This is a genomic window from Shimia sp. FJ5, assembly GCF_032918335.1.
Classification (GTDB): Bacteria; Pseudomonadota; Alphaproteobacteria; order Rhodobacterales; family Rhodobacteraceae; genus Shimia; species Shimia aestuarii_A.
Genome location: NZ_JAWJUV010000004.1, coordinates 43,119 through 65,891, shown reverse-complemented (window position 1 = coordinate 65,891; position 22,773 = coordinate 43,119). Strand labels below are relative to the sequence as shown.

The following is a 22,773-nucleotide window of genomic DNA, read 5'->3' as shown; positions in this document are numbered from 1 at the left end:
AGGCACGCCGCTCTTCCTCTTGCCGGAAATATCCTGGGGTGAATTGCCCCTTAGGGGCAAGAGGGGCAACGCCCCTGTCGCCTGTCCCTCGGGACAGGCCGCTTTGTCCGGCCCCTCCGCGGGGGCGGGCAAAGCGTCTTACTTGCGCCGGAAGGTGAGGTAATGCGGCACGCGCCCCTCGCGGAACGCCTTCTGCTCATAGCGTGTCGAGATCCAATCGCCCCAAGGCGTGCGCCAATCCGCCGGCCCCTCGGCGAGCCATTCAAACCCGTGTTTCGGCACCTGTTCGAGGGTCTGGCGCACATAGTCGGGAATATCCGTCGCCACGCGGAAAATCGCGCCGGGCTTCAACACCCGCGCCAGCGGTTCGAGGTGCTCCGGCGTCACGAACCGGCGCCGGTGATGGCGTTTCTTCGGCCATGGGTCAGGATAGAGAAGGAAGGCCCGCGCAATGCTTGCCTCAGGAAGCACATCAAACATATCCCGCGCATCCCCGGGATGCACACGGATGTTCTCGGCTTCCGCTTCTCGGATCTTACCAAGAAGCATCGCCACACCGTTGATATATGGTTCGCAGCCGATGATCCCGACGTCTGGGTTCTGCACGGCCTGATGCACCATATGCTCGCCGCCGCCAAACCCGACCTCGAGCCAGACATCGCGACCGCCGAACAACGCCTCAAGGTCGATATTCTCGCGCTCGGGGTTTTCTTCCCACGTGACCTTGCCCGGCGCGAGCGCCGCAAGATCCTCGTCAAGATAGGCCTCCTGCGACTTGCGCAGGCCCTTGCCCTTGAAGCGACCATAGAAATTGCGCCAAGGCGCGCCCGAGGGATGTTGCCGGTCTGCCATCACGACCCCTTATTGAAAACCGGTCCCGCATCTGCCCTGTGCAGCGCGCGCCGTCAAGCCTCGTGGAACACCTTGCGCAGAAGGAACATGCCCGGAATGGTGACGATATACATGGTGATGCCGTAAACGGCGGCGGGCACCGCGAACTCCGGGATGCCGCCGACCTGCGCCACGAGTCCGGCCACCGTGATGCCAAGCGCGGCGTTCTGCACCCCCATCTCGATCGAGATACAGATGCCGTCCGCCCCGCCAAGCCCGATCACGCGCGCCACGACCATGCCAAGCACGAGGAGCACCGCATTCAGCGCGACAAGAAGCGGGCCGAGCCGCGCGATGTTTTCAACGAACAACCCCCAGTTTGTTGCCAGCGCTGCCACCACGATCACCACAAACAAGACCAAAGCGATATTGGAGACCAACGCCTCGCTCCGGCGCGCGAAATCCTCCGCGAGGAACCGGATCAACAGGCCAAGAAGCACCGGCACCGTCGTGATTGCGAACATCGAGACCGCGATCGCCGTGACATTGATCGTCTCCGCCCCGTCGCCAAGGAACGTCTTCGCAGCCCAGCCCACAAGAACCGGCACCGTCAGGACCGACAGGAGACTGACCACCGCCGTAAGCGTGATCGAAAGCGCCACCGTGCCGCCCGCGAGCTTGGTCAGGATATTCGAGGTCACGCCCCCGGGACAAAAGGCAAGGATCATCACCCCGAAAGCAAGCGCCGGTGGCAGGTCAAAAAGCTGTAGTCCCAGATAGGCCACGAGCGGCACGACAACAATCTGCAGGACCATCCCCGCAAGCGCTGCCTTCGGCACCGCGAGCACCCGCCCGAAATCCGCGAAAGTCAGGCCATAGCCCAGCGAAAACATGATGAAAGCCAAGGACAATGGCAGTGCGACATCCAACAACATATACGTTCCTCCCGTTCACCTCAGGAGAGTGCCACAGCCAATGCAAAAGGCCAAAGCCTTCCGTAGCAGGAGGGCTTTGGCCTGTGTCTTTTCTCTGACCGTCTCGGGGCCTAGACGGCCGCCTTGAGCGCGCTCACGAGATCCGTCTTTTCCCAGCTGAACCCGCCATCGGCCTCCGGGGCGCGGCCGAAATGGCCATAGGCTGCTGTGCGCTGGAAAATCGGCTTGTTGAGCTGGAGCTGCGTGCGGATACCGCGCGGCGTGAGGTCCATCACGTCACGGATTGCCTTTTCGATCTCTGCATCCGGAACTGCGCCCGTGCCGTGGGTATCGACATAAATCGACTGCGGCTCGGCCACGCCAATGGCATAGGAAAGCTGCACGGTGCAACGCGCCGCCATCTCTGCCGCGACCACGTTCTTGGCAAGGTAGCGCGCCGCATAGGCCGCCGAACGGTCAACCTTTGTCGGGTCTTTACCAGAGAAGGCACCGCCGCCATGCGGGGCCGCACCGCCATAGGTGTCCACGATAATCTTGCGCCCGGTAAGGCCCGCATCGCCATCAGGGCCGCCGATGACAAACTTGCCCGTCGGATTGACATGCCAGACGGTGCTCGCGTCGATCCAACCTTCGGGCAGGGTCTCGCGGATATAGGGCTCGACAACCTTGCGGACGTCATCCGATGTCATGCTCTCGTCTAGGTGCTGCGTCGACAACACGATGGACGACACACCGACCGGCTTGCCGCTCTCATAGCGCACCGAAAGCTGCGATTTCGCGTCCGGGCCAAGGCTCGGCTCGGTGCCGTTCTTGCGCACCTCGGCAAGGCGGCGCAGGATCGCATGGGCATACTGGATCGGAGCGGGCATGAGCGCCTCGGTCTCATTGGTGGCAAAGCCGAACATGATGCCCTGATCGCCCGCGCCCTCGTCTTTGTTTTCGGCCGCATCGACGCCCTGAGCAATATGGGCGGATTGCTCGTGCAGGAGGTTCGTAACCTCAAGAGTGCGCCAGTGGAACTTGTCCTGCTCATAGCCGATGTCGCGCACACAGTCGCGCACCACATGGGCCAGATCGTCCTTCACTTGGGTAAGCTTGTCCGGGTCAGACAGCCCAACCTCCCCGCCAATCACCACGCGGTTCGTGGTGGCAAAGGTCTCACAGGCGACGCGCGCCTCGGGCTCGATGGCAAGAAAGGCGTCCAATACGGCATCGGAAATGCGGTCACACACCTTATCGGGATGCCCCTCGGAGACCGATTCCGAGGTGAAGGTGTAGGTCTGTCTGCTCATGAAATGCTCCATTAGGATTACGTCGTCACGCCAGGAAGCCGTTGTGACAACAGGTGCCAAGGGGCTTACGCGCCCTGCCGCAGCGGGTCAATCGCTTTTGCCGCGCCTGCGCCAAAGCGTCAGGGCCAAGAGTAGCCCCATAAGCGCGGCAAAGGGCATATCTCCGATTTTCGCATAGACCGTCTCGGCCCGTGCGGCAGGCAGGCCCGCATCGATATAGCCCGCCTCGTCAAGGCCAAGCGCAGCCACAACCCGCCCGCGTGCATCAATCACCGCGGAGACCCCTGTATTCGCCGCCCGCACAAGCGGCAGGCCCATCTCGATCGCCCGCATCCGCGCCTGTTGCAGGTGTTGATATGGGCCTGAAAACGTCCCGAACCACGCATCATTGGTAATCTGCATCAGCAGCCTCGGTCGTGCCGGTGCGCCGCGCACATCCTGCGGGAACACGACCTCGTAGCAGATGAGCGGCAAGGCCTGCCCCACGCTCCCGAGATCAAGAAGTCTTGGCCCCGGCCCCGAGGAATATCCCGCCCCGTCCCGCGCCGCGAGGCCGTGAATGCCAACCTGCGCCATGAGATCGCCGAAGGGGACGTATTCCCCGAACGGCACGAGGTGATGTTTGTCGTAGACCCCGGCAACCAACCCGTCCGCACCAAGCACCACAGCGGAATTGTAGATGCGCCGCCCCTCGGTCCGGTTCATGCCAAGCACCACCGGCACACCGCCCGCCGCCGTGGCAATCGTGGTGAGTGTGTTCTGCGCATCGCCAAGACGCACCGGCACCGAAGTCTCGGGCCAGATGATGAGGTCCGGGCGCGTCTCACCGGCCCGCGTCGCCTCAATGGCGCGGCCAAAGTGCTTCCAGACGTGATCGGGATGCCATTTCAACCGCTGCGGCGCGTTGGGCTGTACAAGACGCAGTACCGGGGCCTCTGGGTCTTGCGCGGGGGGAGCGGCCAAGGGCCAAAGCGCCGCCACCGTCGCCGCCACGCCAAACGCCCCGACAAAAGGCCGGATCGGCAGCACCGAAAGCGCCACCGCGAGCGCGAGGAACAAAAGGTTGAGCCCATGCGGCCCGATCCACGCCGCCGCCTGCCCACCGAGGCCATTCACAAGGCCATAGCTCGGCATCGCCCAAGGAAACCCGGTGAACAAATAGGCCCGTCCGAACTCGGCCAACGCCAAAAGCGGCACAAGCGTCCAGGCGGTGCGTCCGGCCCGCCGTGCAAGTCCAAAGGCCAGCGCCCAGAATAGCGCCAGCCCAAGCGCCATCAGGATCAGCGCAAAAGGCGCCATCCATCCGTGGCGGGCACTATCGACAAGGAAGGGCTGCACGATCCAATGCAGCGCCACCGCGAAATACCCGAATCCGAAACAAAGCCCCGCCACCGCTGCGGCGCGCGCTGTTTTCATCGCAGGGAAAAACGCAAAGGCGAGCGCAAAGCCGATCAGGCTCAGAGCCGGGATGGAAAACGGCGCCTGTCCAAGCGCCGCCTCGCCGCCCAATGCGGCCATGAGCAACAGCTGATGAGAGCGCCGCCGCGCCTGCCACCAGCGCCCGAGCGCGCCGTCAGCCTGCGGCGGCATCGGCAAAACGCACGCGCAGCCGTTTGATCCGGCGCGGATCGGCGTCGACGATCTCAAATTCGATCCCGTCCGGGTGGCTCACCACCTCGCCACGCGCCGGCACGTTGCCCGAAAGCATGAAGACCAACCCGCCAAGCGTATCAACTTCCTCGGTATCGACCGACGCATGGCTCGTCAGGTCGCGACCAACCTCGGCCTGAAACTCGTCCAAAGGCGCTTTGGCCTGTGCAAGGTAGCATCCCTGCGCCTCCTGCACCCAAAGCTTGTCCTCGTCCACGTCATGTTCGTCTTCGATCTCCCCGATCACCTGTTCGATCAGGTCTTCGATGGTCACAAGCCCGTCCACACCGCCATATTCGTCGATCACCAGCGCCATATGCCGCCGCCCGGCCTGCATCTTGGCCAACAGAACGCCAATCGGCATAGACGGCGGGACATAGAGAAGCGGACGCAGCATCGCCGCAAGATCGAAATCGCCATTCTCGGCGGCAAACCCGTGCTTGAGCGCAAAGTCCTTGAGGTGAATAAAGCCAAGAGGCGTATCAAGCGTGCCTTCATACACCGGCAGGCGGGACATGCCGCTGTCATGAAAGACCGTGACAAGCTCATCCTTGCTGATGTTGCCCGGCACGGCGACGATATCGGCCATCGGAATGGCCACATCCTCAACTCGCATCCGGCGCAGGTTCATCATGCCGTGTTTTCGGGAGGCCTGGGCAGGCTGCACGCCGGAGGGTGTTCCGGTCGCGGCCTCGCCGGGGCTGAGTGCTTCAACGATGCGGCCAAAGAAGCCGCTACTCTTATGTGTCTGGCCCAACGGCTGCGCGCTCAGCGCTGCGTTAGAGGACCCGTCCTGACTGTCGCCCATTTCACCTTTCCATAGGGGATATGCCCCGTTTCATACCCTATATGGGTCAGCAATGCCCATTTTGCCAAGTATCGCCGTCTCCAGCCCCTCCATCAACGTGGCATCCTTGTCACGGATATGATCGAAGCCAAGAAGATGCAGAACCCCGTGCACCACGAGATGCGTCACGTGGTCGGCCATCGGTTTGCCCGCCTCTTCGGCCTCGCGGGCGCAGGTTTCAAAGGCAATCGCGATATCGCCAAGCTCGGGGTCGAACCCCGGCTCAAGTGGTGCGGGCGCGTCGCCGTCTTGCGCCGCGCCCCTCTCTTCCGAGGGCCATGAGAGCACATTCGTCGCCGCCGCCTTGTCACGGAAATCCGCGTTCAGTTCAGCAATCCGCGCATCATCGCAAGCCAGAACCGCAATCTCCCAATCCCCCGAGGCGATCCCAAGATGCGCAAGCACGGCCTGTGCCGCCGCCTCTGCCAGAGCCTCAAACCCAAGGGCCTGCCAACGGTCGTCCTCAATGATCGTATCGGTTAGCATGCCCCGCCCTTCGACTCCGCCAAGAAGAGGGGCCTATTCACGGCCCTTCTTGATCATCTCTTCCTGTGCGTCGGCGTCATAGGCTTTGATGATCGCCGCCACAAGCGGGTGGCGCACCACATCGGACGCGGTGAAGTAATTGAACGAGATATTGTCGATCCCCTTCAGGAGTCGCTCCGCATCCCGAAGCCCCGACGGCACGCCACGCGGCAGGTCGACCTGACTCCGGTCGCCGGTGATGACCATGCGCGAGCCTTCTCCGAGTCGGGTGAGGAACATCTTCATCTGCATCGTGGTCGCGTTCTGCGCCTCGTCGAGCACCACGAAGGCATTGGCCAGCGTGCGGCCCCGCATGAACGCAAGCGGCGCGATCTCGATACGCTTTTCCTCGATCAACTTGGCAAGCTGCTTGCCCGGCAGGAAATCGTTCAGCGCATCATAAAGCGGCTGCATATAAGGATCGACCTTGTCTTTCATGTCGCCGGGCAGGTAGCCGAGCTTTTCGCCCGCTTCCACCGCCGGACGCGACAGGATGATCCGGTCCACATGCCCCTCGATGAACATCGACACACCCACGGCAACGGCAAGATAGGTCTTCCCCGTGCCCGCCGGGCCAATGCCAAAGGCCAGTTCGTGATTGAACAGCGATAGCACATAGGCCTTCTGCGCATCGGTGCGCGGCTCCACGAGTTTCTTACGCGTCTTGATCTCGACCGGACCGCCCTTGAACATCTCAAGCTGATCGCCCGCGCGCGCGCCGGTATCTGCTTCCGATCCGCCCATGCGGATCTCACGGTCAATGTCACCATGTTCAACGGATTTGCCCGTCTCGAGCCGATGATAAAGCGCCTCAAGCACCTCTCCGGCTTCCTTACGAGCGGCCTCTTCGCCGTGAATGGCAAGCTGGTTGCCGCGGCGCAGAATTTGAACCGAGAGTTTCTGTTCGATGTCGGCCAGGTTGCGGTCATATTCACCGCAGAGGTCGATGAGCAATCGGTTATCCGGAAATTCGACAAGGGTTTCGCCGAGAGAGCCGGACGGGGACGGCGGGGTCAGGACACCTGTGGCCAATCAATTCTCCTGCACATGCGAGTCTATATGTTGAGGGTGCCAAGTCGCGCGCCCATACGCAAGGCAAAGCAGGAGAGATTTCGCGAAGCTGTCACAAAAAAGGGCCGCGTGGTGAAACTCGCGGCCCTTTCCCGAAATGTTTTGACTGGCGTCAGATCGCGTCGCCGAAGGCCGAGCCCTTCTTGAACGGACCGGTCGCCACGCCCGGAGGCGCCGCACCGGAACAGACCGGTTTGCCATAGGGATCAAGGCGTTGCGAGAGGTATCCCTCGACGCCGTCATCAATGATCCAGTGGTCACAACCGTTCGGATCGACCCAGATACCGGCCTTGAGCTGGCTGAGGTGTTTGCTGTCAAAGCCGCGGTCGACTGTCTTGTCGACTTTGTTGCCGACGCAGCCCGCAACCGATGTGGCCAAGGCGAGGAGAAGGAGTCCCCGAGAGAGTTTCATATCCATTCCCCCTTAACGAATGCAGATGATTTCGACGCGGCGATTCTGCGCCATGCCGGACGACGACCGGTTCGAAGCACGCGGCATCCGCTCGCCATAACCGCGCACGTCGATCACGCGCGCGCCCACCGAGCGGGCGACCTTGGCCACCGCGTTGGCGCGGTTGTAGCTCAGGCGCATGTTGTATTCGTCGCTGGCGCGGCTGTCGGTGTGGCCGGCAATGATAAAGGCCGATGCGGTCGCGCTGTTGAAGAACTGTGCAAGACGCTGACGGTTCGCCGCGTTGATCGAATAGCGGTCCGTGGCAAAGAACTGGTCCGACGGCATCACGCCGCAAACATTGCCGCGCCGACAGACCGGGATGCCCTGGCGGTTGACGTGGGGCGACATGTAGCCCTCGACACCGTCATCCATGACCCAGTGTTCGCATCCATCCGGATCGACCCAAATGGTCGGAATGTATTCTTGTCCAAGCACAGTTCGCTGGTTCTGTGCCGCTGCGGGCTGAGCGAGGGTAACAAGCGCCAGGCAAACCGCCACTGCTCCCCCGAAAACGGCCCGGATCATGCTTTTTCTCTTATCCGCCACAGCAATATCCTTTGCCAACCTTCGGTCAGGCGAACGCCAAAAGACATCGCGTGACCGATTTCGTAATGTCGGTCACTCTAGCAAATTTGGACACCCTGTGAAGAGAGTTTCACAATATCTGGTAGTCAATTGTGGCAACAATGTGTTTTTGGCCCTGCACCACAGGCACCAACTGCCCGGTTAAAAGCCACCCTGAGGACAACACATTGAAAGGCGGCGAAATTGTTTCCGCCCCCGCATCAATCCGAGACGACGACACCGGCCAGAGAATTGGCCCCGCTCTCGACGATTCTCACCCGGCGCAGATCGCCGATCCCGGCATCCGTATCCGCAACATGCACCGCGTGGAGATAGTCGGATTTGCCAACCATCTGCCCTTCGAAACGGCCCGGCTTTTCGAACAGAACCCCAACCTCGCGGCCAACCATGCTGTCCTGAATGGCGCGCTGCTGCTCGGTGATGAGGGCCTGCAAACGGTAGAGCCGCTCGCTCGCTTCCGCGTCATCGACAAGCGGACGTTCCGCCGCCGGGGTGCCGGGGCGTGACGAGTATTTAAAGCTGAACGCCTGCCCGTATTGCACCTCACGGATGAGGTCCATCGTGTCCTCAAAATCCTCTGCCGTCTCCTCGGGGAAGCCGACGATGAAATCGCCCGAGATAAGAATATCGGGCCGCGCCGCGCGGATTTTCTCGATCAGGCGCAGGTAGCTGTCGCGGTCATGGCTGCGGTTCATCCGCTTGAGGATCTTGTTGCTTCCCGATTGCACCGGCAGGTGCAGATACGGCATGAGCTTGGCACATTCCCCATGCGCCTCGATAAGATCGTCGCTCATGTCGTTCGGGTGGCTCGTGGTAAAGCGGATGCGCTCAAGCCCATCTACCTTGTCGAGTTCCCAGATCAGCTTGGCCAGCGACCACGTATCGCCACTTGGCCCAGCGCCGTGATAGGCGTTGACGTTCTGACCAAGAAGCGTGATCTCGCGCACCCCGCGCTCCACAAGATCGCGCGCCTCGGTGACGATCCGCTCGACCGGGCGGCTGACTTCGGCACCACGCGTATAAGGCACCACGCAGAAGGCGCAGAACTTGTCACATCCCTCCTGCACCGTGAGGAACGCGGTTGGGCCGCGTTTGGCCTTGGGGCGGCTCTTGAGCCGCTCGAACTTGTCCTCTTCCGGGAAATCGGTGTCGAGCGCCTTTTCCCCGCCCTGTGCCTTGGCTTCCATCTCGGGCAGGCGGTGATAGGCCTGCGGCCCCACGACGAGATCGACAAGCGGTTGACGGCGCATGATTTCCTCGCCTTCGGCCTGCGCGACACAGCCCGCGACGCCGATCTTGAGGTCCGGCTTCTCCGCCTTCAGCCCCTTGAAACGGCCCAGCTCGGAATAGACCTTCTCTGCCGCTTTCTCCCGAATGTGACAGGTGTTGAGCAGGATCATATCTGCGTCATCGGGGCTGTCGGTGGTGACATACCCCGCGCCGCCCATGGCCTCTGCCATGCGCTCGCTGTCGTAGACGTTCATCTGACAGCCATAGGTCTTGATGAAGAGCTTTTTCGTATCGGCCTTGGTGTTGTCCATGTGCCCGGTCCTGTCGCGGTTTCAGGCCGCGTCTCTACATGAAAACCCCTGCCGCTTGCAATGCCCGGCGAATTGACGGAATTTGACAGGAAAGAGCAGTTCGGTTTCACGCAAGGCCCCTCATGACCTACGACACCCTCACAGCCTTCCTGCGCGATGGTGCGGACCATCTGGCCAAAGGGCCTGTGGCGCTTGTGTTCGTGGAGGACGAGGTCGAGATCGACACCACCATCCGCCACCATCAGGCGCTCGGCTTCAAGAAGGTCATCGCCTTCATGCCCGCCGCCTTCCCCCTGCCTGACGATCTACAGGACACCACGGTCCGCGTGACCATGGAACGCCCCACCGGGCAGGCGATGATTGATACCGTAAACAAGATCATCGCCGCAGCGCCCGGCACGTGGTTCTATTATTGCTTCAACGGCGAGTACCTTTTCTTCCCCTTCTGCGAGAGCCGCACCATCGGAGAGATGACCGTGTTCCACATGGAAGAGCGCCGCTTCGCGATGCTCGCCTATGTGGTGGACCTCTACGCAAGTGACCTTGCCGCGCATCCCAATGCCGTCTCCCTCGACGACACGATGCTCGACAAATCCGGCTACTACGCCCTCGCCCGGCCCGACCCGAGCAACCACAATCACCCCAAGGAACGCCAGCTCGATTTCTTCGGCGGCCTGCGCTGGCGCTACGAAGAGCATATCCCGGGACATCGACGTAAGATTGACCGGATCGCCCTGTTTCAGGCCAAGCCCGGCCTCGAACTGCGTGAGGATTTCACGTTCAACGACGAAGAGATGAACACCTATAGCTGCGAGTGGCACAACAACCTGACGGCGGCGGTCTGTTCATTTCGCACCGCCAAGGCGCTCAAGACCAATCCCGGCTCGACCTTCGATATCCAATCCTTCCGTTGGCACAATTCCGTGCCCTTCGAATGGCACTCGCGCCAGCTTCTGGACCTCGGCCTGATGGAGCCGGGACAGTGGTTCTAGGACACCGCCCTTAAAACGCGATCAGAACCGCCCCGTCGCGTCCCCCGGCTTCCACGGCCTCATGCGCTTTCGCCGCGTCTTCCGGGGCAAAGACCTGTCCCACGGGCACCTCAAGCGCCCCCTCGTCCAAAGCGCCATGCAACCGTGCGATCGCCGCGGCGCGCTCCGCCTCTGGCAGGATATAGATCAGCACCACATCAAGCGTCAGCGCCTTGAACAGGATTGGGCCAAACGGGATCGTCGGGGCCATGTCCTTGGCCGAGCCATAGATCGCCACCCGCCCGTTCGGCGCCATCACCTCGGCCAGCACCGCGATGTTCGTCCCGAACTCGACCTCGACCGCCGCATCCACAGGCATGCCGCCATTCGCGGCAAGGATATCCGCGGCAAGATTCTCGCTGTGATAATCAAGCACCTGCGCCGCTCCCGCTTTGCGCATCTTGTCGAAATCCTTCGGCGATCCCGTGGCGATCACCGTCGCGCCGCCCCAGCTCGCAAGCTGCACTGCAAGGTGCCCAACCGTCCCGGCCCCGCCGGAAATCAACACCGTCTTTCCCGCAACATCACCGCCGCCAAACACGCACTGCGCCGCCGTCAGCCCCGGAATACCGAGCACCGCCCCGACCTCAAGCGACACAGCCTCCGGCAGCCGCACCGCCTGTGCCTCGGGCAGCGCGATAAATTCCGCGCAGGTGCCAAGCGCGCGTTGCCATTGCCCATTCCAAAGCCAGACACGCTCGCCCACGCGGGCCGGGTCCACACCTGCGCCCACGGCCTCAATCACGCCCGCGCCGTCACTATGCGGTGCGATTTCAGGGAACGGCGGCTTGGTCACGCCCGGTCGCGATCCCGCGCGAGCCTTAACGTCCGACGGGTTCACTCCGGAAAACGCCACCCGCACAAGAACCTCTCCCGGCCCCGGTGCAGGCGTTGCGATCTCTTCGACCGACAAGACATCCTTGGCCGCGCCGAACGCACGGTAGATCACTGCTTTCACGATATCCCCTCCCTGTCGCACACACGCGCATCAACCGGACATGAAAAAAGGGCCACCCGGCCCCCGTTCCTGTCAACGTTTCTGCCGCGCCTTACTTGTGGCGCAGACGGATCACCACGTCCACCTTGGAAATCTCCGCCCCGTCCGGCACATCCGGCAGGCGGCGAATCTCAAGCTGATCAACAGGCGCATCCGTGAGCTTACGTTCTTCTTCCCAGAAGAAATGCGGGTGATCGTCCATGTTGGTGTCGAAATAGCTCTTGGAGCCGTCGACCGTGATCTCTTGCATCAGGCCCGCGTCGCAAAAAGCGCGGAGCGTGTTGTAAACGGTCGCGAGCGAGACACTCTCGCCTCCGGCCTTGGCATCCGCGTAAAGGCTTTCGGCAGTGACGTGCCGATCATGCCCATCGCCGACAAGCAGCGTCGCAAGTGCCAGACGCTGACGCGTCGGGCGCAGCCCCGCATTCGCAAGCCATTTCGATCCGTTATCAACAGCAGTCGTGGTCATTCAATCGCGCCTTTCACTTCACAGGGCAACATATATGAAATCAAACCCGTTTTTCAATTGAAAATCAGTCGCAAACCAAGAGCGCCCCGACAGCGGCCTCTCGCCCCATCGTGACCTGTGTTGACCGACGCGCGCACTTGCAGGACCCTTCGGCGGAATGGTAAGGGGGCTTGAGCGAAAGCTTGAGCGAAAGAACGATTATCAAGAAGGGGCAGCCTCTATGGCCGACTATCCCACCAGCTTCGACAAAGAAGACCTGCTCAAATGCGCCCGCGGCGAGCTTTTTGGCGAAGGTAACGCACAGCTTCCGGCCCCGCCGATGCTGATGATGGACCGCATCACCGAAATCTCCGGCGATGGCGGCGCGCATGGCAAGGGACATGTGCTGGCGGAGTTCGATATCACGCCGGACCTCTGGTTCTTCGACTGCCACTTTCCCGGCAACCCGATCATGCCCGGCTGCCTTGGCCTCGACGGCCTCTGGCAACTGACCGGCTTCAACCTCGGCTGGCGCGGCTGGCAAGGGCGCGGCTATGCGCTCGGCGTGGGCGAAGTCAAACTGACCGGCATGGTGCGCCCCGACCGTAAGATGCTGACATACAAGATCGATTTCACCAAAGCGATCCAGACCCGCCGCCTGACCATGGGCGTCGCCGACGGTATCGTCGAGGCAGATGGCGAAGTCATCTACCAAGTCAAAGACATGAAAGTCGCGCTCTCCGAGAGCTGAGCGGATTGCTGAACAGGAGGTCGCACATGCGTCGCGTCGTCGTCACAGGACTGGGCATCGTCTCGTCCATCGGCAACAATGCCGAAGAGGTTCTCGCCTCTCTCAAAGCCGGGAAATCCGGTATCGAAGCCAGCCCGGAAATGGTCGAACATGGCTTCCGCAGCCAGATCGCGGGTACGCTCAAGATCGACACCAAAGAGCACATCGACAAGCGCACCCTGCGCTTCATGGGCGATGGGGCGGCCTATGCCCATATCGCCATGCAACAGGCGATTGCCGATGCGGGCCTCACCGAGGACCAGATCGTCAATACCCGCACCGGCCTCGTCGCCGGTTCCGGCGGTCCTTCGACCTCGGCCATGCTCGCCGCGCATCAGGTGGTGCTGAAATCCGGTGCGACCAAACGTATCGGCCCCTTCGCGGTGCCGAAATGCATGTCCTCCACGATCTCCGCGAATCTCGCGACCGCGTTCTCGATCAAGGGCATCAACTACTCGATCACCTCGGCCTGCTCGACCTCGCTGCACTGTATCGGCAACGCCGCCGAACAGATCATGATGGGCAAGCAGGACGTGATGTTCGCAGGCGGCGGGGAAGAGCTCGACTGGACGCTCTCCTGCCTGTTCGACGCCATGGGCGCGATGTCCTCGAAATATAACGACACGCCCGAAGCCGCCTCGCGCGCCTTCGACGAGACCCGCGATGGTTTCGTGATCTCCGGCGGCGGCGGCATCGTCGTCCTCGAAGATCTCGACCACGCCCTCGCCCGTGGCGCAACGATCTACGCCGAAGTCACTGGCTTTGCCGCGACCTCGGATGGTCACGACATGGTCGCCCCTTCCGGCGAAGGCGGCGAACGCGCCATGCGCCTCGCGATGGAAACCCTTCCCGAGGGCCGCAGCGTCGATTACATCAACGCCCACGGCACCTCGACACCGGTGGGCGATGTCGGTGAAGTCGAAGCCGTGCGCCGCGTCTTTGACGGCAAGGCCCAGCCGCCGATCTCCTCGACCAAGTCGATGACCGGCCACGCCCAAGGCGCCGCCGGTGCGCTCGAGGCGATCTTCTGCCTGTTGATGCTCAAACACGATTTCATCACCCCGTCGATCAACGTCGAAACCCTCGACCCGGCGATCAACGAGGGCGAAATCGCGACCAAGCTGGTCGAGAACGCGGGCCTCGACACCGTGATGACCAACAGCTTCGGCTTTGGCGGCACCAACGGCTCGATGCTGCTGTCGAAATACACGGGCTAATCGCCCGCTTCACCTATCCAAGAGCAGGGCGCCCGATGAGGCGCCCTGTTGCGTTGAGAAGCAGGCTCACCAGAAGCGTCAGCATGGCAAGGGTGAGCAGCGCGAACTTGGCCACGGCAAAGCCCGAATAGGGATAGGCAAGCCAGTCCGCAAACCCCTGCGGGTCGGCGAGCATCACGAAGGAGACCGCGTTCTCGAGCGCGTCCATCCCCGCCCCCGCGACGGCAAGACACGCCGCGCCGATCCCTACCTTGCGGGCAAGGCTCCCTGCGCGCGCGCCCCGCGCAACAAGCGTCGCAAGACACCAGCCAAGACACATCACGGCAAGGATGAACCCAAAGTCGATGATCTGTGTACGCAAATAGATATCGAGCGTGCCCGCCTCCTGCATATGGGCGTAAAACCCCTTGATCGCCGGACCGCTGAACGTGGTCTGGCCCGTGGCGTAATCCACGGGATGCTGGCTCGCGGCATAGGAGGCATCAAGCTGCGCCTTCACCGCCTGAAAACCGACAAAGCTCAGAACCACGAGCCCAAGGTGAATCCAAAGCCGAAGGGAAAAAGTCTTATCAATCAAACGCAACATCGCGAATCTCCATTTACATTCCATGGAATATAAATTACATTCCAGGGAATAATTCAATCCCAAAACCGCGCCGAGACCCCATGCCCCCCGAAATGCCCCACTCCATCGACACGATTCTCGAGGTCACGACCCGGTTCGGCATCACCTCGCAACTCTACCAAAGCCTGCTCGCTCGCCGCCTCGCTGCCCATGACCTCACCCCGGCACAGCTTTCGGTCCTCGCCCACCTGTCGCGCCGCCGCCGCCCCGACGGCACACCCGACGCCCAGCGCATCACCGAAATCGCCCATGCGGTCGAGGTCCACCAACCGGCGGTGACCAAGATGATCGCCAAATTCGCGGCCCACGACTGGGTGCGCCTCGTCGCAACACCCCATGACCGCCGCGCCCGCGCCGCCCAGATCACGGAAGACGGCGCCGCGCATCTGCGCGCGGTGCAAAAGGCCCTGATCCCCGACCTGCCCCGATGGTTCGCCGACTGGACCCCAGAAGAGCTCGACGCCTTTCTCACGTCGCTCACCCGGTTTAGCCATTTCCTTGACACGCGCCGCGATCAGGGCCCGACTTGACCTAGAGGAAGAAAACGGCCATTTGGAAGCCGACTGTAGAGGGACAGAAAATGCAGCAACTTTCCGGAAAACGCGGCCTGATCATGGGTGTCGCCAATGAACGCTCCATCGCTTGGGGCATTGCAAAGGCCATGGCCGAGGCCGGGGCGGAACTCGCCTTCACCTATCAGGGCGAAGGTTTTGGCAAGCGCCTCGCCCCGCTCGCTGAAAGCGTCGGAAGCGATTTCATGGTTGACGTGGACGTCACCGACGACGCCTCCCTCGACGCGGCCTTCGCAAAGCTGCAAGAGCGCTGGGGCACGATTGATTTCCTCGTCCACGCCATTGCCTATTCGGACAAGAGCGAACTTGCTGGGCGTTTCGTCGATACGACCCGCGCCAACTTCAAGAACTCCCTCGACATCTCCTGCTATTCACTGATCGAGGTCGCCCGCCGGGCGCACCCCCTGATGAAGGACAATGGCGGCACGATCCTGACCCTGACCTATCAGGGCTCCAACCGCGTGACCCCCTATTACAACGTCATGGGTGTCGCCAAAGCCGCGCTCGAGGCCGCAACCCGCTACCTCGCCAACGATCTTGGCCCCGATGGCATTCGCGTCAACGCGATCTCCCCCGGCCCGATGAAGACCCTCGCCGGGGCCGCTATCAGCGGTGCGCGCAAGACCTTCCGCCAGACCGAGGAAAACGCCCCGATGCGCTCCAATGCGACGCTCGAGGCCGTGGGCGGCACCGCCGTCTACCTTGCTTCGGACTCCGGCGCCTTTACCACGGGCGAGATCATCCGCGTCGACGGCGGCTATCACATCCTCGGCATGCCGCAGCCGGAAAACCTCTGAGACAAACGGCGAAGGCGGTTCGAAAAGCCTTCGCCGCCGCTCTACCCGTCGCGCCCCGGCTCATCCGGATCGCTTGAGAAAAGCGCGATCTTGTTGCCCTGCGGATCGCGCAGATAGCCGACAAAGAACTGTGGCCCATAACTCTCGCGAAACCCCGGCGCGCCCTCGTCGGTGCCCCCGGCCGCAAGCCCTGCCGCATGAAGCGCGCGCACCTGTGCCTGCGCCCGCAGCTCAAATGCCACCATCGCGCCGTTGCCCGCAGAGGCCGGTCGCCCATCATAGGTCGGCTTGACGTAGAAATCCGGCAGGACAGGACGCTCCCCAGGCGCGACGGGCAGTGCATAGCTTAACCCCTCCGGACCCTCGCGCAGCGCATAGCCGAGCACGGGCAGGATCGCGTCGTAAAACCGTCGCGCGCGCGAAATATCGTCTGCGCCCACCGTGACATAAGCAATCATCTCGCGTCCCCGCTCCCAAATACCTGGCTGGCCGCATCCCAAAGCCTAGACCCAAGCCGACGACACAGGCAAAAGAAAAGCCCGCAGGGCGCACCTGCGGGCCAATCCAAAACACGATGCGCCGGGGCTTAGCCGATCGAGACAAGCTCGAGCGCAAATGTGAGGTCTTTGCCCGCAAGCGGGTGGTTCGCGTCAAGCGTCACCGCTTCGTCGGTGATCGCCACGACGGTCACCGGCACAACCTGCCCCGTGGGCGACTGCATCTGAAGCTGAATACCAACCTCGAGCGGAATCTCGTCCGGGATCTGCGCGCGCGGCACGTCCTGACGGGCTTCCTCGTGCACCGGGCCATAGGCCTCATCGCTCGGAATCTCGATGGTCTTCTTCTCACCCACTTCCATGCCGGTCACGCCCGTATCAAAGCCGGGGATAACCTGACCAGAGCCCAGCGTGAACTCAAGCGGGTCGCGGCCTTCGGAGCTGTCAAAGACCGATCCGTCGCTGAGGGTGCCGGTGTAGTGGATACGGACGGTGTCGCCCGATTTTGCAGCCGTCATGTTCTGTCCAATTCTGTCTGGCTCTCAACCGGGCGCCCCGGTCGAATGGTAAAGGGCGCACCCTAGTGATTCGTGCCTCGAATTGCAAATAGACCCCTTCCCGTTTGACAGCCCCGCCCCGCCTGTCACTATGCCCTCAAAGGGAGACCGCGCATGACTATCACCACCTGTATCTTCGATGCCTATGGCACGCTCTTCGATGTGGCCGCCGCCGCCCGCGAAGCCGCTGCCGAGCCGGGACGCGAGGCTTTTGCCGAACATTGGCCAAAGGTCGCAGATCACTGGCGCCTGAAGCAGATCCAATATAGCTGGCTTCGCGCCGTGACCGGGGCACATACGGATTTCTGGGAAGTGACACAGAACGGTCTCGACTGGGCGCTCGAAGCAAGCGGCCTTGCGGGCGACGCCCCTCTGCGCGAACGTCTCTTGCAACTGTACTGGGAGCTGTCCGCCTACCCCGAGGTGCCGGCCATGCTCGACGCTCTCAAATCCGCTGGCTTCAATACCGCGATCCTCTCCAACGGCTCGCCCGCCATGCTCGATGGCGCAGTGCAGAGCGCCGGGATCGGCGCGTTGCTCGACGATGTTCTGAGTGTCGAAAGCGTCGGCATCTTCAAACCGGCCCGCGCCGTTTATGACCTTGTCGGAGATCGCTTCGGCTGCGCCCCCCACGAGGTGCTCTTCGTCTCCTCCAACGGCTGGGACGCAGCGGCAGCCTCGGGCTATGGTTTTACCACGGCTTGGGTCAATCGCGCAGGCGATCCGATGGACCGCCTGCCCTGGACACCAGGGCATGTCCTCTCGGACCTGACCACAATCCCCGATCTCGCAGGAGCCTGAATGCCAAGCTTTACCTCCTCCGACGGCCTCACCCTCCACTACACGGATGAGGGCAATGGCCTGCCGGTCCTCTGCCTGTCGGGTCTGACCCGCAACGGCACGGATTTCGACTATGCCCTGCCCGCCCTTTCAGATGTGCGGGTGATCCGCCCTGATTATCGTGGGCGCGGCCAATCCGACTGGGCCGCCGATCCGATGACCTACACCATCCCGCAGGAGGCGCAGGATATCCTCGCCCTGATGGACCATCTTGGGCTCGAGAAGGCCGCCATCCTTGGCACCTCGCGCGGAGGCCTCATCGCGTTGACGCTGGCCGCCATGGCGCCTTCGCGCCTGCTTGGCGTGTGTTTCGTGGACATCGGGCCAGTGATCGAGCTTTCGGGCCTCGAGGTCATCATGGGCTTCCTCGGGCGCAACCCGGCCTGGAAAACCCATGATGAGGCCGTCGCGGTGTTCGGCGCGCGCATGGCCGGGTTCGATGGCGTCCCCGAAAGCCGTTGGCGTGAGGAGGTCGAGAAACACTTTGTCGAGACCCCAGATGGCCTCAAGATCAACTATGATCCGAAACTGCGCGACGCCGTCGCCGCCGGGTTCGACCCCGACGCCGAAGCGCCCGATCTCTGGCCGCTCTACGAGACGCTCACAGACCGTCCCCTCGCGGCGATCCGCGGGGCAAACTCTGACATCCTGAGTTCCGAGACCCTCGCCCATATGGCGCGCCGCGCGCCCGGCTTGATCCATGCCACCGTACCCAACCGGGGCCATGTGCCCTTTCTCGACGAACCGGAGTCCATCGCCGTCCTCAAGGACTGGACCGCCGCCCTAGACAAGGCCCAGATGCCATGAATATCGACATGATCCGCGCCGCCGCGACCCGCCTCGAAGGCCACGCGCGCCGTACTCCGCTCCTGACCTCGCCCTTTCTTGACGAGATCGCGGGCCGCCGTGTCATCGTCAAACCCGAATGTCTCCAACATACCGGCTCGTTCAAATTCCGGGGCGGCTGGTCTGCGGTCTCCGCCCTGGATGAGGCGACCCGCAAGCGCGGCGTGATCGCCTATTCCTCCGGCAACCATGCCCAGGGCGTCGCCCTTGCCGCCGCCCGCCATAATGCGCCGGCCGTGATCGTGATGCCCAATGACGCACCGCGCCTGAAGATCGACAACACCCGCGCCCTCGGCGCCGAGGTCGTGCTCTATGACCGCCCCGGCGGCGAGGCCCGTGAAGAGGTCGGCGACCGCATCGCCACTGAGCGCGGCCTCACCCTCATCAAACCCTATGACGAACCTCAGGTCATCGCGGGCCAGGGCACCTGCGGCCTCGAGATCGCCGCGCAGGCCGCCGGGATGGGCGTGACTTCGGGCGATGTCCTCGTCTGTTGCGGCGGTGGCGGACTGACCTCGGGCATTGCCTTGGCGCTTGAGGCGGACGCCCCCGCGTTTCGGGTGCGCCCGGTAGAACCGCAGGGTTTCGACGATGTCGCACGCTCGCTCACCTCGGGCCAAATCGAACATAACGCCAAGACATCCGGCGGTCTCTGCGATGCGATCATCACCCCCGCGCCGGGTGAGATCACCTTCCCGATCCTGTCGCGCCTCTGCGGCCCCGGCATCGTTGTAACCGAAGACGAAGCACTGCACGCCATGGCGCTCGCCTTCCTGCGCCTCAAAATCGTTGTCGAGCCCGGCGGCGCCGTGGCGCTTGCCGCAGCACTTTTCCACGGTGACGCAATCGAAGGCGACGACGTGATCGCCGTCACAACTGGCGGCAATGTCGACGCGGAGGTCTTCAAACAGGCCCTCGACCGCTTCGCCTGACCCTCTCGGCCCAAGGACGCACCATGACCCGCTTCACCATCGCCTCTTTCAACGTCAAGAACCTCATCGGCCCGGACAAGGAGTTCTATGAATTTCAGTCCTACACCCCTGAGGAATACGCCTGGAAAGAGGATTGGATGGCGCAACAGCTCTTTTCCATGGACGCCGACATCATCGGCTTTCAGGAGATTTTCGAAGAAGACGCCCTGCGTGACGTGATCGCCGAGGCCGACCGCATCGGCCTCGAGAGCAACGACGCCGTGCTGCCCTCAAAATCCAAGAGCTACCGCAAAAAGGCGATCTTCCGCAAACTCGGCTACACCCCCTATACAGGCGCGGCCCTCGCCTTTGCCCCCAATGCCAACGACACCGGCCTACCCGGCAAACGCCGTCCCGGTGTCGCAATCCTGTCGCGCTTCGGATTTGTCGGCACGCCCGAGATCATCCAAGACCTCGATGAACCGCTCGATATTCCCTTGCGCGACCTGACCGGTGACGGCGCCGGAAGCTACCGCCTGCCGCGCCTGTCGCGCCCGATCCTCAAAGCGCGCGTGCCCGTCGGCAACCGCACGATCACCGTCTTCAACTGCCATCTGAAATCGAAACTCGGCGAATTCATCACCCCCGAAGGCGCCGACTATGCCCCGGAATCCGACCTGACCAACTATGACCCCGTGGGCCGTGCCCTCGGCTCTCTGCGCTCTGCCCTGCGCCGCATGGCCGAGGCCTGGGTCTTGCGCCGCGAGATCGTGGCTGAACTGGACGCAGGCCACCCGGTCATGGTGCTTGGCGATTTCAACGATGGCGAACACGCCGTCTCGTCCGAGATCATCTCCGGCGAGCAACCCTTCCGCAATTATTCATGGATGCTGCGCCACGACGCCAAGGACTATAACGACCGCTATTCCAAAGAGGAGAATGTCGCCATCACATCCGCCGTCATCGCCAACCGCCTGACAAGCGCCGAACGCCTCTTCGTGCGCAAGTCCTTGCGCGACATGGTCTATACGGCGGCTTTCGGTGGCGTCTACGAAAGCCTCGATGAAATCTACCTCTCGCACCATTTTCACCCCGACAATGAGGCGCGTATCGGCGACATGGAATATTTCTCGGTCTTCAATGACCACCTCACCGACGGAAGCCACGCCGAAGCCCCCTATAACAAACTCGCCTCCGATCACGGCCAGATCATGGCCCATATGCATCTGCGCGACTGAGCGCTTGCACCTGCCTGCGCAGCGCGCCACTTTAGCCGCCACCTTGAAAGACAAACGGAGCCCGCGCCCATGAAGATCGCAGACCTAGGCGATGTCCGCCTGCATTACCGGATAGATGGCAATCCGTCTGGCGCGCCCATCGTTTTTGCCAACTCCCTCGGCACCGATCTGCGCCTCTGGGATCCGGTCTTGCCGCACTTGCCCGAAGGTCTCCGCATCATCCGCTTTGACAAGCGCGGCCACGGCCTCTCGTCCTGCCCGCCCGGCCCCTATTCCATGGGCGCGCTGGTGCGCGACACCGAAAAGCTTCTTGATCTGCTCGAGGTCAAGGACGCGATGTTCGTCGGCCTTTCCATCGGCGGCATGATCGCCCAAGGGCTCGCCGTCAAGCGGCTCGATCTCGTGCGCGCCATGGTGCTGTCGAACACGGCGGCCAAAATGGGTACCAAGGAGATGTGGGAGGACCGCCTCAATACCGTGAAACGCGATGGCATCGAGGCGCTCGCTGATCCGATCATGGAACGCTGGTTCGGGCGCGATTTCCGCACCACGGCCGAGCTTGAGCTTTGGCGCAACATGCTCGTGCGCCAACCCGCCGAAGGCTATGCCGGCTGCTGCGCCGCCATCGCGGGCACCGATTTCTACACGCCCACCTCCGGCCTGCGCCTGCCCACGCTCGGCATCGCAGGCTCCGAGGACGGCGCCTCTCCGCCCGATCTCGTGCGCGAAACCGTGAACCTCATCCATGGCTCGAAATTCGAACTGATCCGCCGCGCCGGGCATCTGCCTTGCGTCGAAAAGCCCGAGGACTACGCCGCCCTCCTGACCACCTTCCTCAAGGAAACCGGTCATGTCTGATATCCTACTCGTCCACGGCTCCTGTCACGGCGCTTGGTGCTGGCGCGACACAATCCCCGCGCTCCAGGCGCTTGGCCATGCCCCCCGCGCCATGAACATGCCAAGCCACGGCGGCGATCCCACACCGCTCTCCGAAGTGACGCTCGACGCCTGCACCCAGTCCGTCGTCGAGGCCCTTGGTGACGAAACCGTGGTCGTCGCCCATAGCTGGGGCGGCTTTCCCGCCACGCTTGCCGCCGACATCGCGCCCGATCGCATCACGCATCTGATCTATCTCTGCGCCTATGTCCCGTTTGAGGGCCACTCCCTCGTCGATATGCGCAAACTCGCCCCGCGCCAGCCGATCCTCAAGGCGGTTGACCGCGATCCCTCGGGCCTCTCCTACGGCATCAAACCCGAGCACGCGCGCGAGACCTTCTATGCCGATTGCCCCGAAGGCACGACCGCGTACGCCCTCGCCCATATCTCGCAACAGGCAACCCTGCCGCAAACCACCCCGGCCCACCTTGGAACCGGGCATCTCACCGTGCCACGAAGCTATATCCGCTGCCTTCAGGACAACGCCATCCCGACCGAATTTCAGGCAGAGATGGTCGCCGACTGGCCGCGCGGATCGGTGCATGAAATGAACACCAGCCATTCGCCCTTCTTCGCTGATCCCGCTGGGCTTGCCGCGCTGATCACTCGGATTATCGCCTGATCGCGCATCTTGCAGGCAACCGTTCCTGCAAAGATTAATATATTATTAACAAATACATTTTTCCGTTGCGTCCGCGTCATGTTCTTATGTTAGTCAAGTGTCCAAGACTTCATCGCGA

Annotated in this window: 26 protein-coding genes and 1 riboswitch; of the genes, 11 read left to right on the top strand and 15 right to left on the bottom strand. The window is 62.5% G+C overall.

Annotation, left to right across the window (positions count from 1 at the left end):
- Window positions 1-138 precede the first annotated feature (138 nt).
- From trmB to miaB, 10 genes are all read right to left on the bottom strand, one after another.
- Window positions 139-852: a tRNA (guanosine(46)-N7)-methyltransferase TrmB gene (trmB, locus tag R1W01_RS13260; protein ID WP_297755770.1), complete on the bottom strand. Its 714-nt coding sequence runs from the start codon at window positions 850-852 to the stop codon at window positions 139-141.
- A 53-nt stretch (window positions 853-905) separates the two neighbouring features.
- Window positions 906-1,766, bottom strand: coding sequence for a bile acid:sodium symporter family protein (locus R1W01_RS13255; RefSeq protein WP_297755769.1), 861 nt, complete (start codon window positions 1,764-1,766; stop codon window positions 906-908).
- Window positions 1,767-1,876: 110 nt separating this feature from the next.
- The gene (metK, locus tag R1W01_RS13250; protein WP_297755768.1) at window positions 1,877-3,058 is read right to left on the bottom strand and encodes a methionine adenosyltransferase; all 1,182 of its coding nucleotides are present in this window, start codon (window positions 3,056-3,058) and stop codon (window positions 1,877-1,879) included.
- 4 nt (window positions 3,059-3,062) lie between these two features.
- Window positions 3,063-3,111, bottom strand: a riboswitch (SAM-SAH riboswitch).
- Window positions 3,112-3,145: 34 nt separating this feature from the next.
- Window positions 3,146-4,648: an apolipoprotein N-acyltransferase gene (gene lnt, locus R1W01_RS13245; RefSeq protein ID WP_297755767.1), complete on the bottom strand. Its 1,503-nt coding sequence runs from the start codon at window positions 4,646-4,648 to the stop codon at window positions 3,146-3,148.
- Window positions 4,632-5,516, bottom strand: coding sequence for a hemolysin family protein (locus R1W01_RS13240; protein ID WP_297755766.1), 885 nt, complete (start codon window positions 5,514-5,516; stop codon window positions 4,632-4,634). The genes lnt and R1W01_RS13240 overlap by 17 nt, the downstream gene beginning before the upstream one ends.
- A 30-nt stretch (window positions 5,517-5,546) precedes the next feature.
- Window positions 5,547-6,041 carry an rRNA maturation RNase YbeY gene (ybeY, locus tag R1W01_RS13235; RefSeq protein ID WP_297755765.1) on the bottom strand — a complete coding sequence of 165 codons (495 nt, stop codon included), beginning with the start codon at window positions 6,039-6,041 and terminating at the stop codon, window positions 5,547-5,549.
- 33 nt (window positions 6,042-6,074) lie between these two features.
- Window positions 6,075-7,112 carry a PhoH family protein gene (locus tag R1W01_RS13230; protein WP_243614421.1) on the bottom strand — a complete coding sequence of 346 codons (1,038 nt, stop codon included), beginning with the start codon at window positions 7,110-7,112 and terminating at the stop codon, window positions 6,075-6,077.
- A 151-nt stretch (window positions 7,113-7,263) separates the two neighbouring features.
- On the bottom strand, window positions 7,264-7,563 hold the full coding sequence (locus R1W01_RS13225) for a hypothetical protein (RefSeq protein WP_243614422.1): 300 nt from the start codon (window positions 7,561-7,563) through the stop codon (window positions 7,264-7,266).
- 12 nt (window positions 7,564-7,575) lie between these two features.
- Window positions 7,576-8,130, bottom strand: coding sequence for an OmpA family protein (locus tag R1W01_RS13220; RefSeq protein WP_243614423.1), 555 nt, complete (start codon window positions 8,128-8,130; stop codon window positions 7,576-7,578).
- Window positions 8,131-8,390: 260 nt separating this feature from the next.
- Complete coding sequence (gene miaB, locus R1W01_RS13215; protein WP_243614424.1) at window positions 8,391-9,731, bottom strand: tRNA (N6-isopentenyl adenosine(37)-C2)-methylthiotransferase MiaB; 1,341 nt, start codon at window positions 9,729-9,731, stop codon at window positions 8,391-8,393.
- 122 nt (window positions 9,732-9,853) lie between these two features.
- On the opposite strand from miaB, the gene R1W01_RS13210 reads away from it, so the two are divergent.
- Window positions 9,854-10,723: a hypothetical protein gene (locus tag R1W01_RS13210; RefSeq protein WP_243614425.1), complete on the top strand. Its 870-nt coding sequence runs from the start codon at window positions 9,854-9,856 to the stop codon at window positions 10,721-10,723.
- Window positions 10,724-10,733: 10 nt separating this feature from the next.
- Here R1W01_RS13210 and R1W01_RS13205 read toward each other — a convergent pair whose 3' ends face one another.
- Complete coding sequence (locus R1W01_RS13205) at window positions 10,734-11,720, bottom strand: NADPH:quinone reductase (protein ID WP_297755761.1); 987 nt, start codon at window positions 11,718-11,720, stop codon at window positions 10,734-10,736.
- A gap of 91 nt (window positions 11,721-11,811) precedes the next feature.
- Window positions 11,812-12,228, bottom strand: a complete 417-nt coding sequence (gene irrA, locus R1W01_RS13200) for an iron response transcriptional regulator IrrA (RefSeq protein ID WP_243614427.1) — start codon at window positions 12,226-12,228, stop codon at window positions 11,812-11,814.
- A gap of 220 nt (window positions 12,229-12,448) precedes the next feature.
- Here irrA and fabA point away from each other — a divergent pair, with 220 nt between their 5' ends.
- Together fabA and fabB are read left to right on the top strand one after the other, a co-directional pair.
- Window positions 12,449-12,958 carry a bifunctional 3-hydroxydecanoyl-ACP dehydratase/trans-2-decenoyl-ACP isomerase gene (gene fabA / locus R1W01_RS13195; RefSeq protein WP_243614428.1) on the top strand — a complete coding sequence of 170 codons (510 nt, stop codon included), beginning with the start codon at window positions 12,449-12,451 and terminating at the stop codon, window positions 12,956-12,958.
- Window positions 12,959-12,984: 26 nt separating this feature from the next.
- The gene (gene fabB, locus R1W01_RS13190; protein WP_297755758.1) at window positions 12,985-14,214 is read left to right on the top strand and encodes a beta-ketoacyl-ACP synthase I; all 1,230 of its coding nucleotides are present in this window, start codon (window positions 12,985-12,987) and stop codon (window positions 14,212-14,214) included.
- A 13-nt stretch (window positions 14,215-14,227) separates the two neighbouring features.
- Here the strand turns inward: fabB and R1W01_RS13185 are convergent, their stop codons facing one another.
- Entirely contained in the window at window positions 14,228-14,800 is a 573-nt protein-coding gene (locus R1W01_RS13185) for a hypothetical protein (RefSeq protein WP_297755756.1), read from the bottom strand.
- A gap of 80 nt (window positions 14,801-14,880) precedes the next feature.
- Here R1W01_RS13185 and R1W01_RS13180 point away from each other — a divergent pair, with 80 nt between their 5' ends.
- Window positions 14,881-15,369 (top strand): MarR family winged helix-turn-helix transcriptional regulator, encoded by a 489-nt coding sequence (locus tag R1W01_RS13180; protein WP_317275254.1) that lies wholly within the window; start codon window positions 14,881-14,883, stop codon window positions 15,367-15,369.
- A gap of 50 nt (window positions 15,370-15,419) precedes the next feature.
- Window positions 15,420-16,208, top strand: coding sequence for an enoyl-ACP reductase (locus R1W01_RS13175; protein WP_243614432.1), 789 nt, complete (start codon window positions 15,420-15,422; stop codon window positions 16,206-16,208).
- A 41-nt stretch (window positions 16,209-16,249) separates the two neighbouring features.
- Here R1W01_RS13175 and R1W01_RS13170 read toward each other — a convergent pair whose 3' ends face one another.
- Both R1W01_RS13170 and R1W01_RS13165 read right to left on the bottom strand, forming a co-directional pair.
- A complete protein-coding gene (locus R1W01_RS13170) occupies window positions 16,250-16,666 on the bottom strand; it encodes a VOC family protein (protein ID WP_297755752.1) in 417 nt (138 codons plus the stop codon).
- Window positions 16,667-16,794: 128 nt separating this feature from the next.
- Window positions 16,795-17,223 (bottom strand): peptidylprolyl isomerase, encoded by a 429-nt coding sequence (locus R1W01_RS13165; protein ID WP_243614434.1) that lies wholly within the window; start codon window positions 17,221-17,223, stop codon window positions 16,795-16,797.
- A gap of 153 nt (window positions 17,224-17,376) precedes the next feature.
- Between R1W01_RS13165 and R1W01_RS13160 the strand changes: the two genes are divergently transcribed.
- From R1W01_RS13160 to R1W01_RS13135, 6 genes are all read left to right on the top strand, one after another.
- On the top strand, window positions 17,377-18,063 hold the full coding sequence (locus R1W01_RS13160) for a haloacid dehalogenase type II (RefSeq protein ID WP_297755749.1): 687 nt from the start codon (window positions 17,377-17,379) through the stop codon (window positions 18,061-18,063).
- Window positions 18,064-18,909, top strand: coding sequence for an alpha/beta fold hydrolase (locus tag R1W01_RS13155; RefSeq protein WP_297755747.1), 846 nt, complete (start codon window positions 18,064-18,066; stop codon window positions 18,907-18,909). It abuts the gene before it with no gap.
- Window positions 18,906-19,880, top strand: coding sequence for a threonine/serine dehydratase (locus R1W01_RS13150; protein WP_297755745.1), 975 nt, complete (start codon window positions 18,906-18,908; stop codon window positions 19,878-19,880). The genes R1W01_RS13155 and R1W01_RS13150 overlap by 4 nt, the downstream gene beginning before the upstream one ends.
- 23 nt (window positions 19,881-19,903) lie before the next feature.
- Window positions 19,904-21,097, top strand: a complete 1,194-nt coding sequence (locus R1W01_RS13145) for an endonuclease/exonuclease/phosphatase family protein (protein WP_297755743.1) — start codon at window positions 19,904-19,906, stop codon at window positions 21,095-21,097.
- Between the two features lie 69 nt (window positions 21,098-21,166).
- Entirely contained in the window at window positions 21,167-21,955 is a 789-nt protein-coding gene (pcaD, locus tag R1W01_RS13140; protein WP_297755741.1) for a 3-oxoadipate enol-lactonase, read from the top strand.
- The gene (locus tag R1W01_RS13135; RefSeq protein WP_297755739.1) at window positions 21,948-22,655 is read left to right on the top strand and encodes an alpha/beta fold hydrolase; all 708 of its coding nucleotides are present in this window, start codon (window positions 21,948-21,950) and stop codon (window positions 22,653-22,655) included. The genes pcaD and R1W01_RS13135 overlap by 8 nt, the downstream gene beginning before the upstream one ends.
- Window positions 22,656-22,773 lie beyond the last annotated feature (118 nt).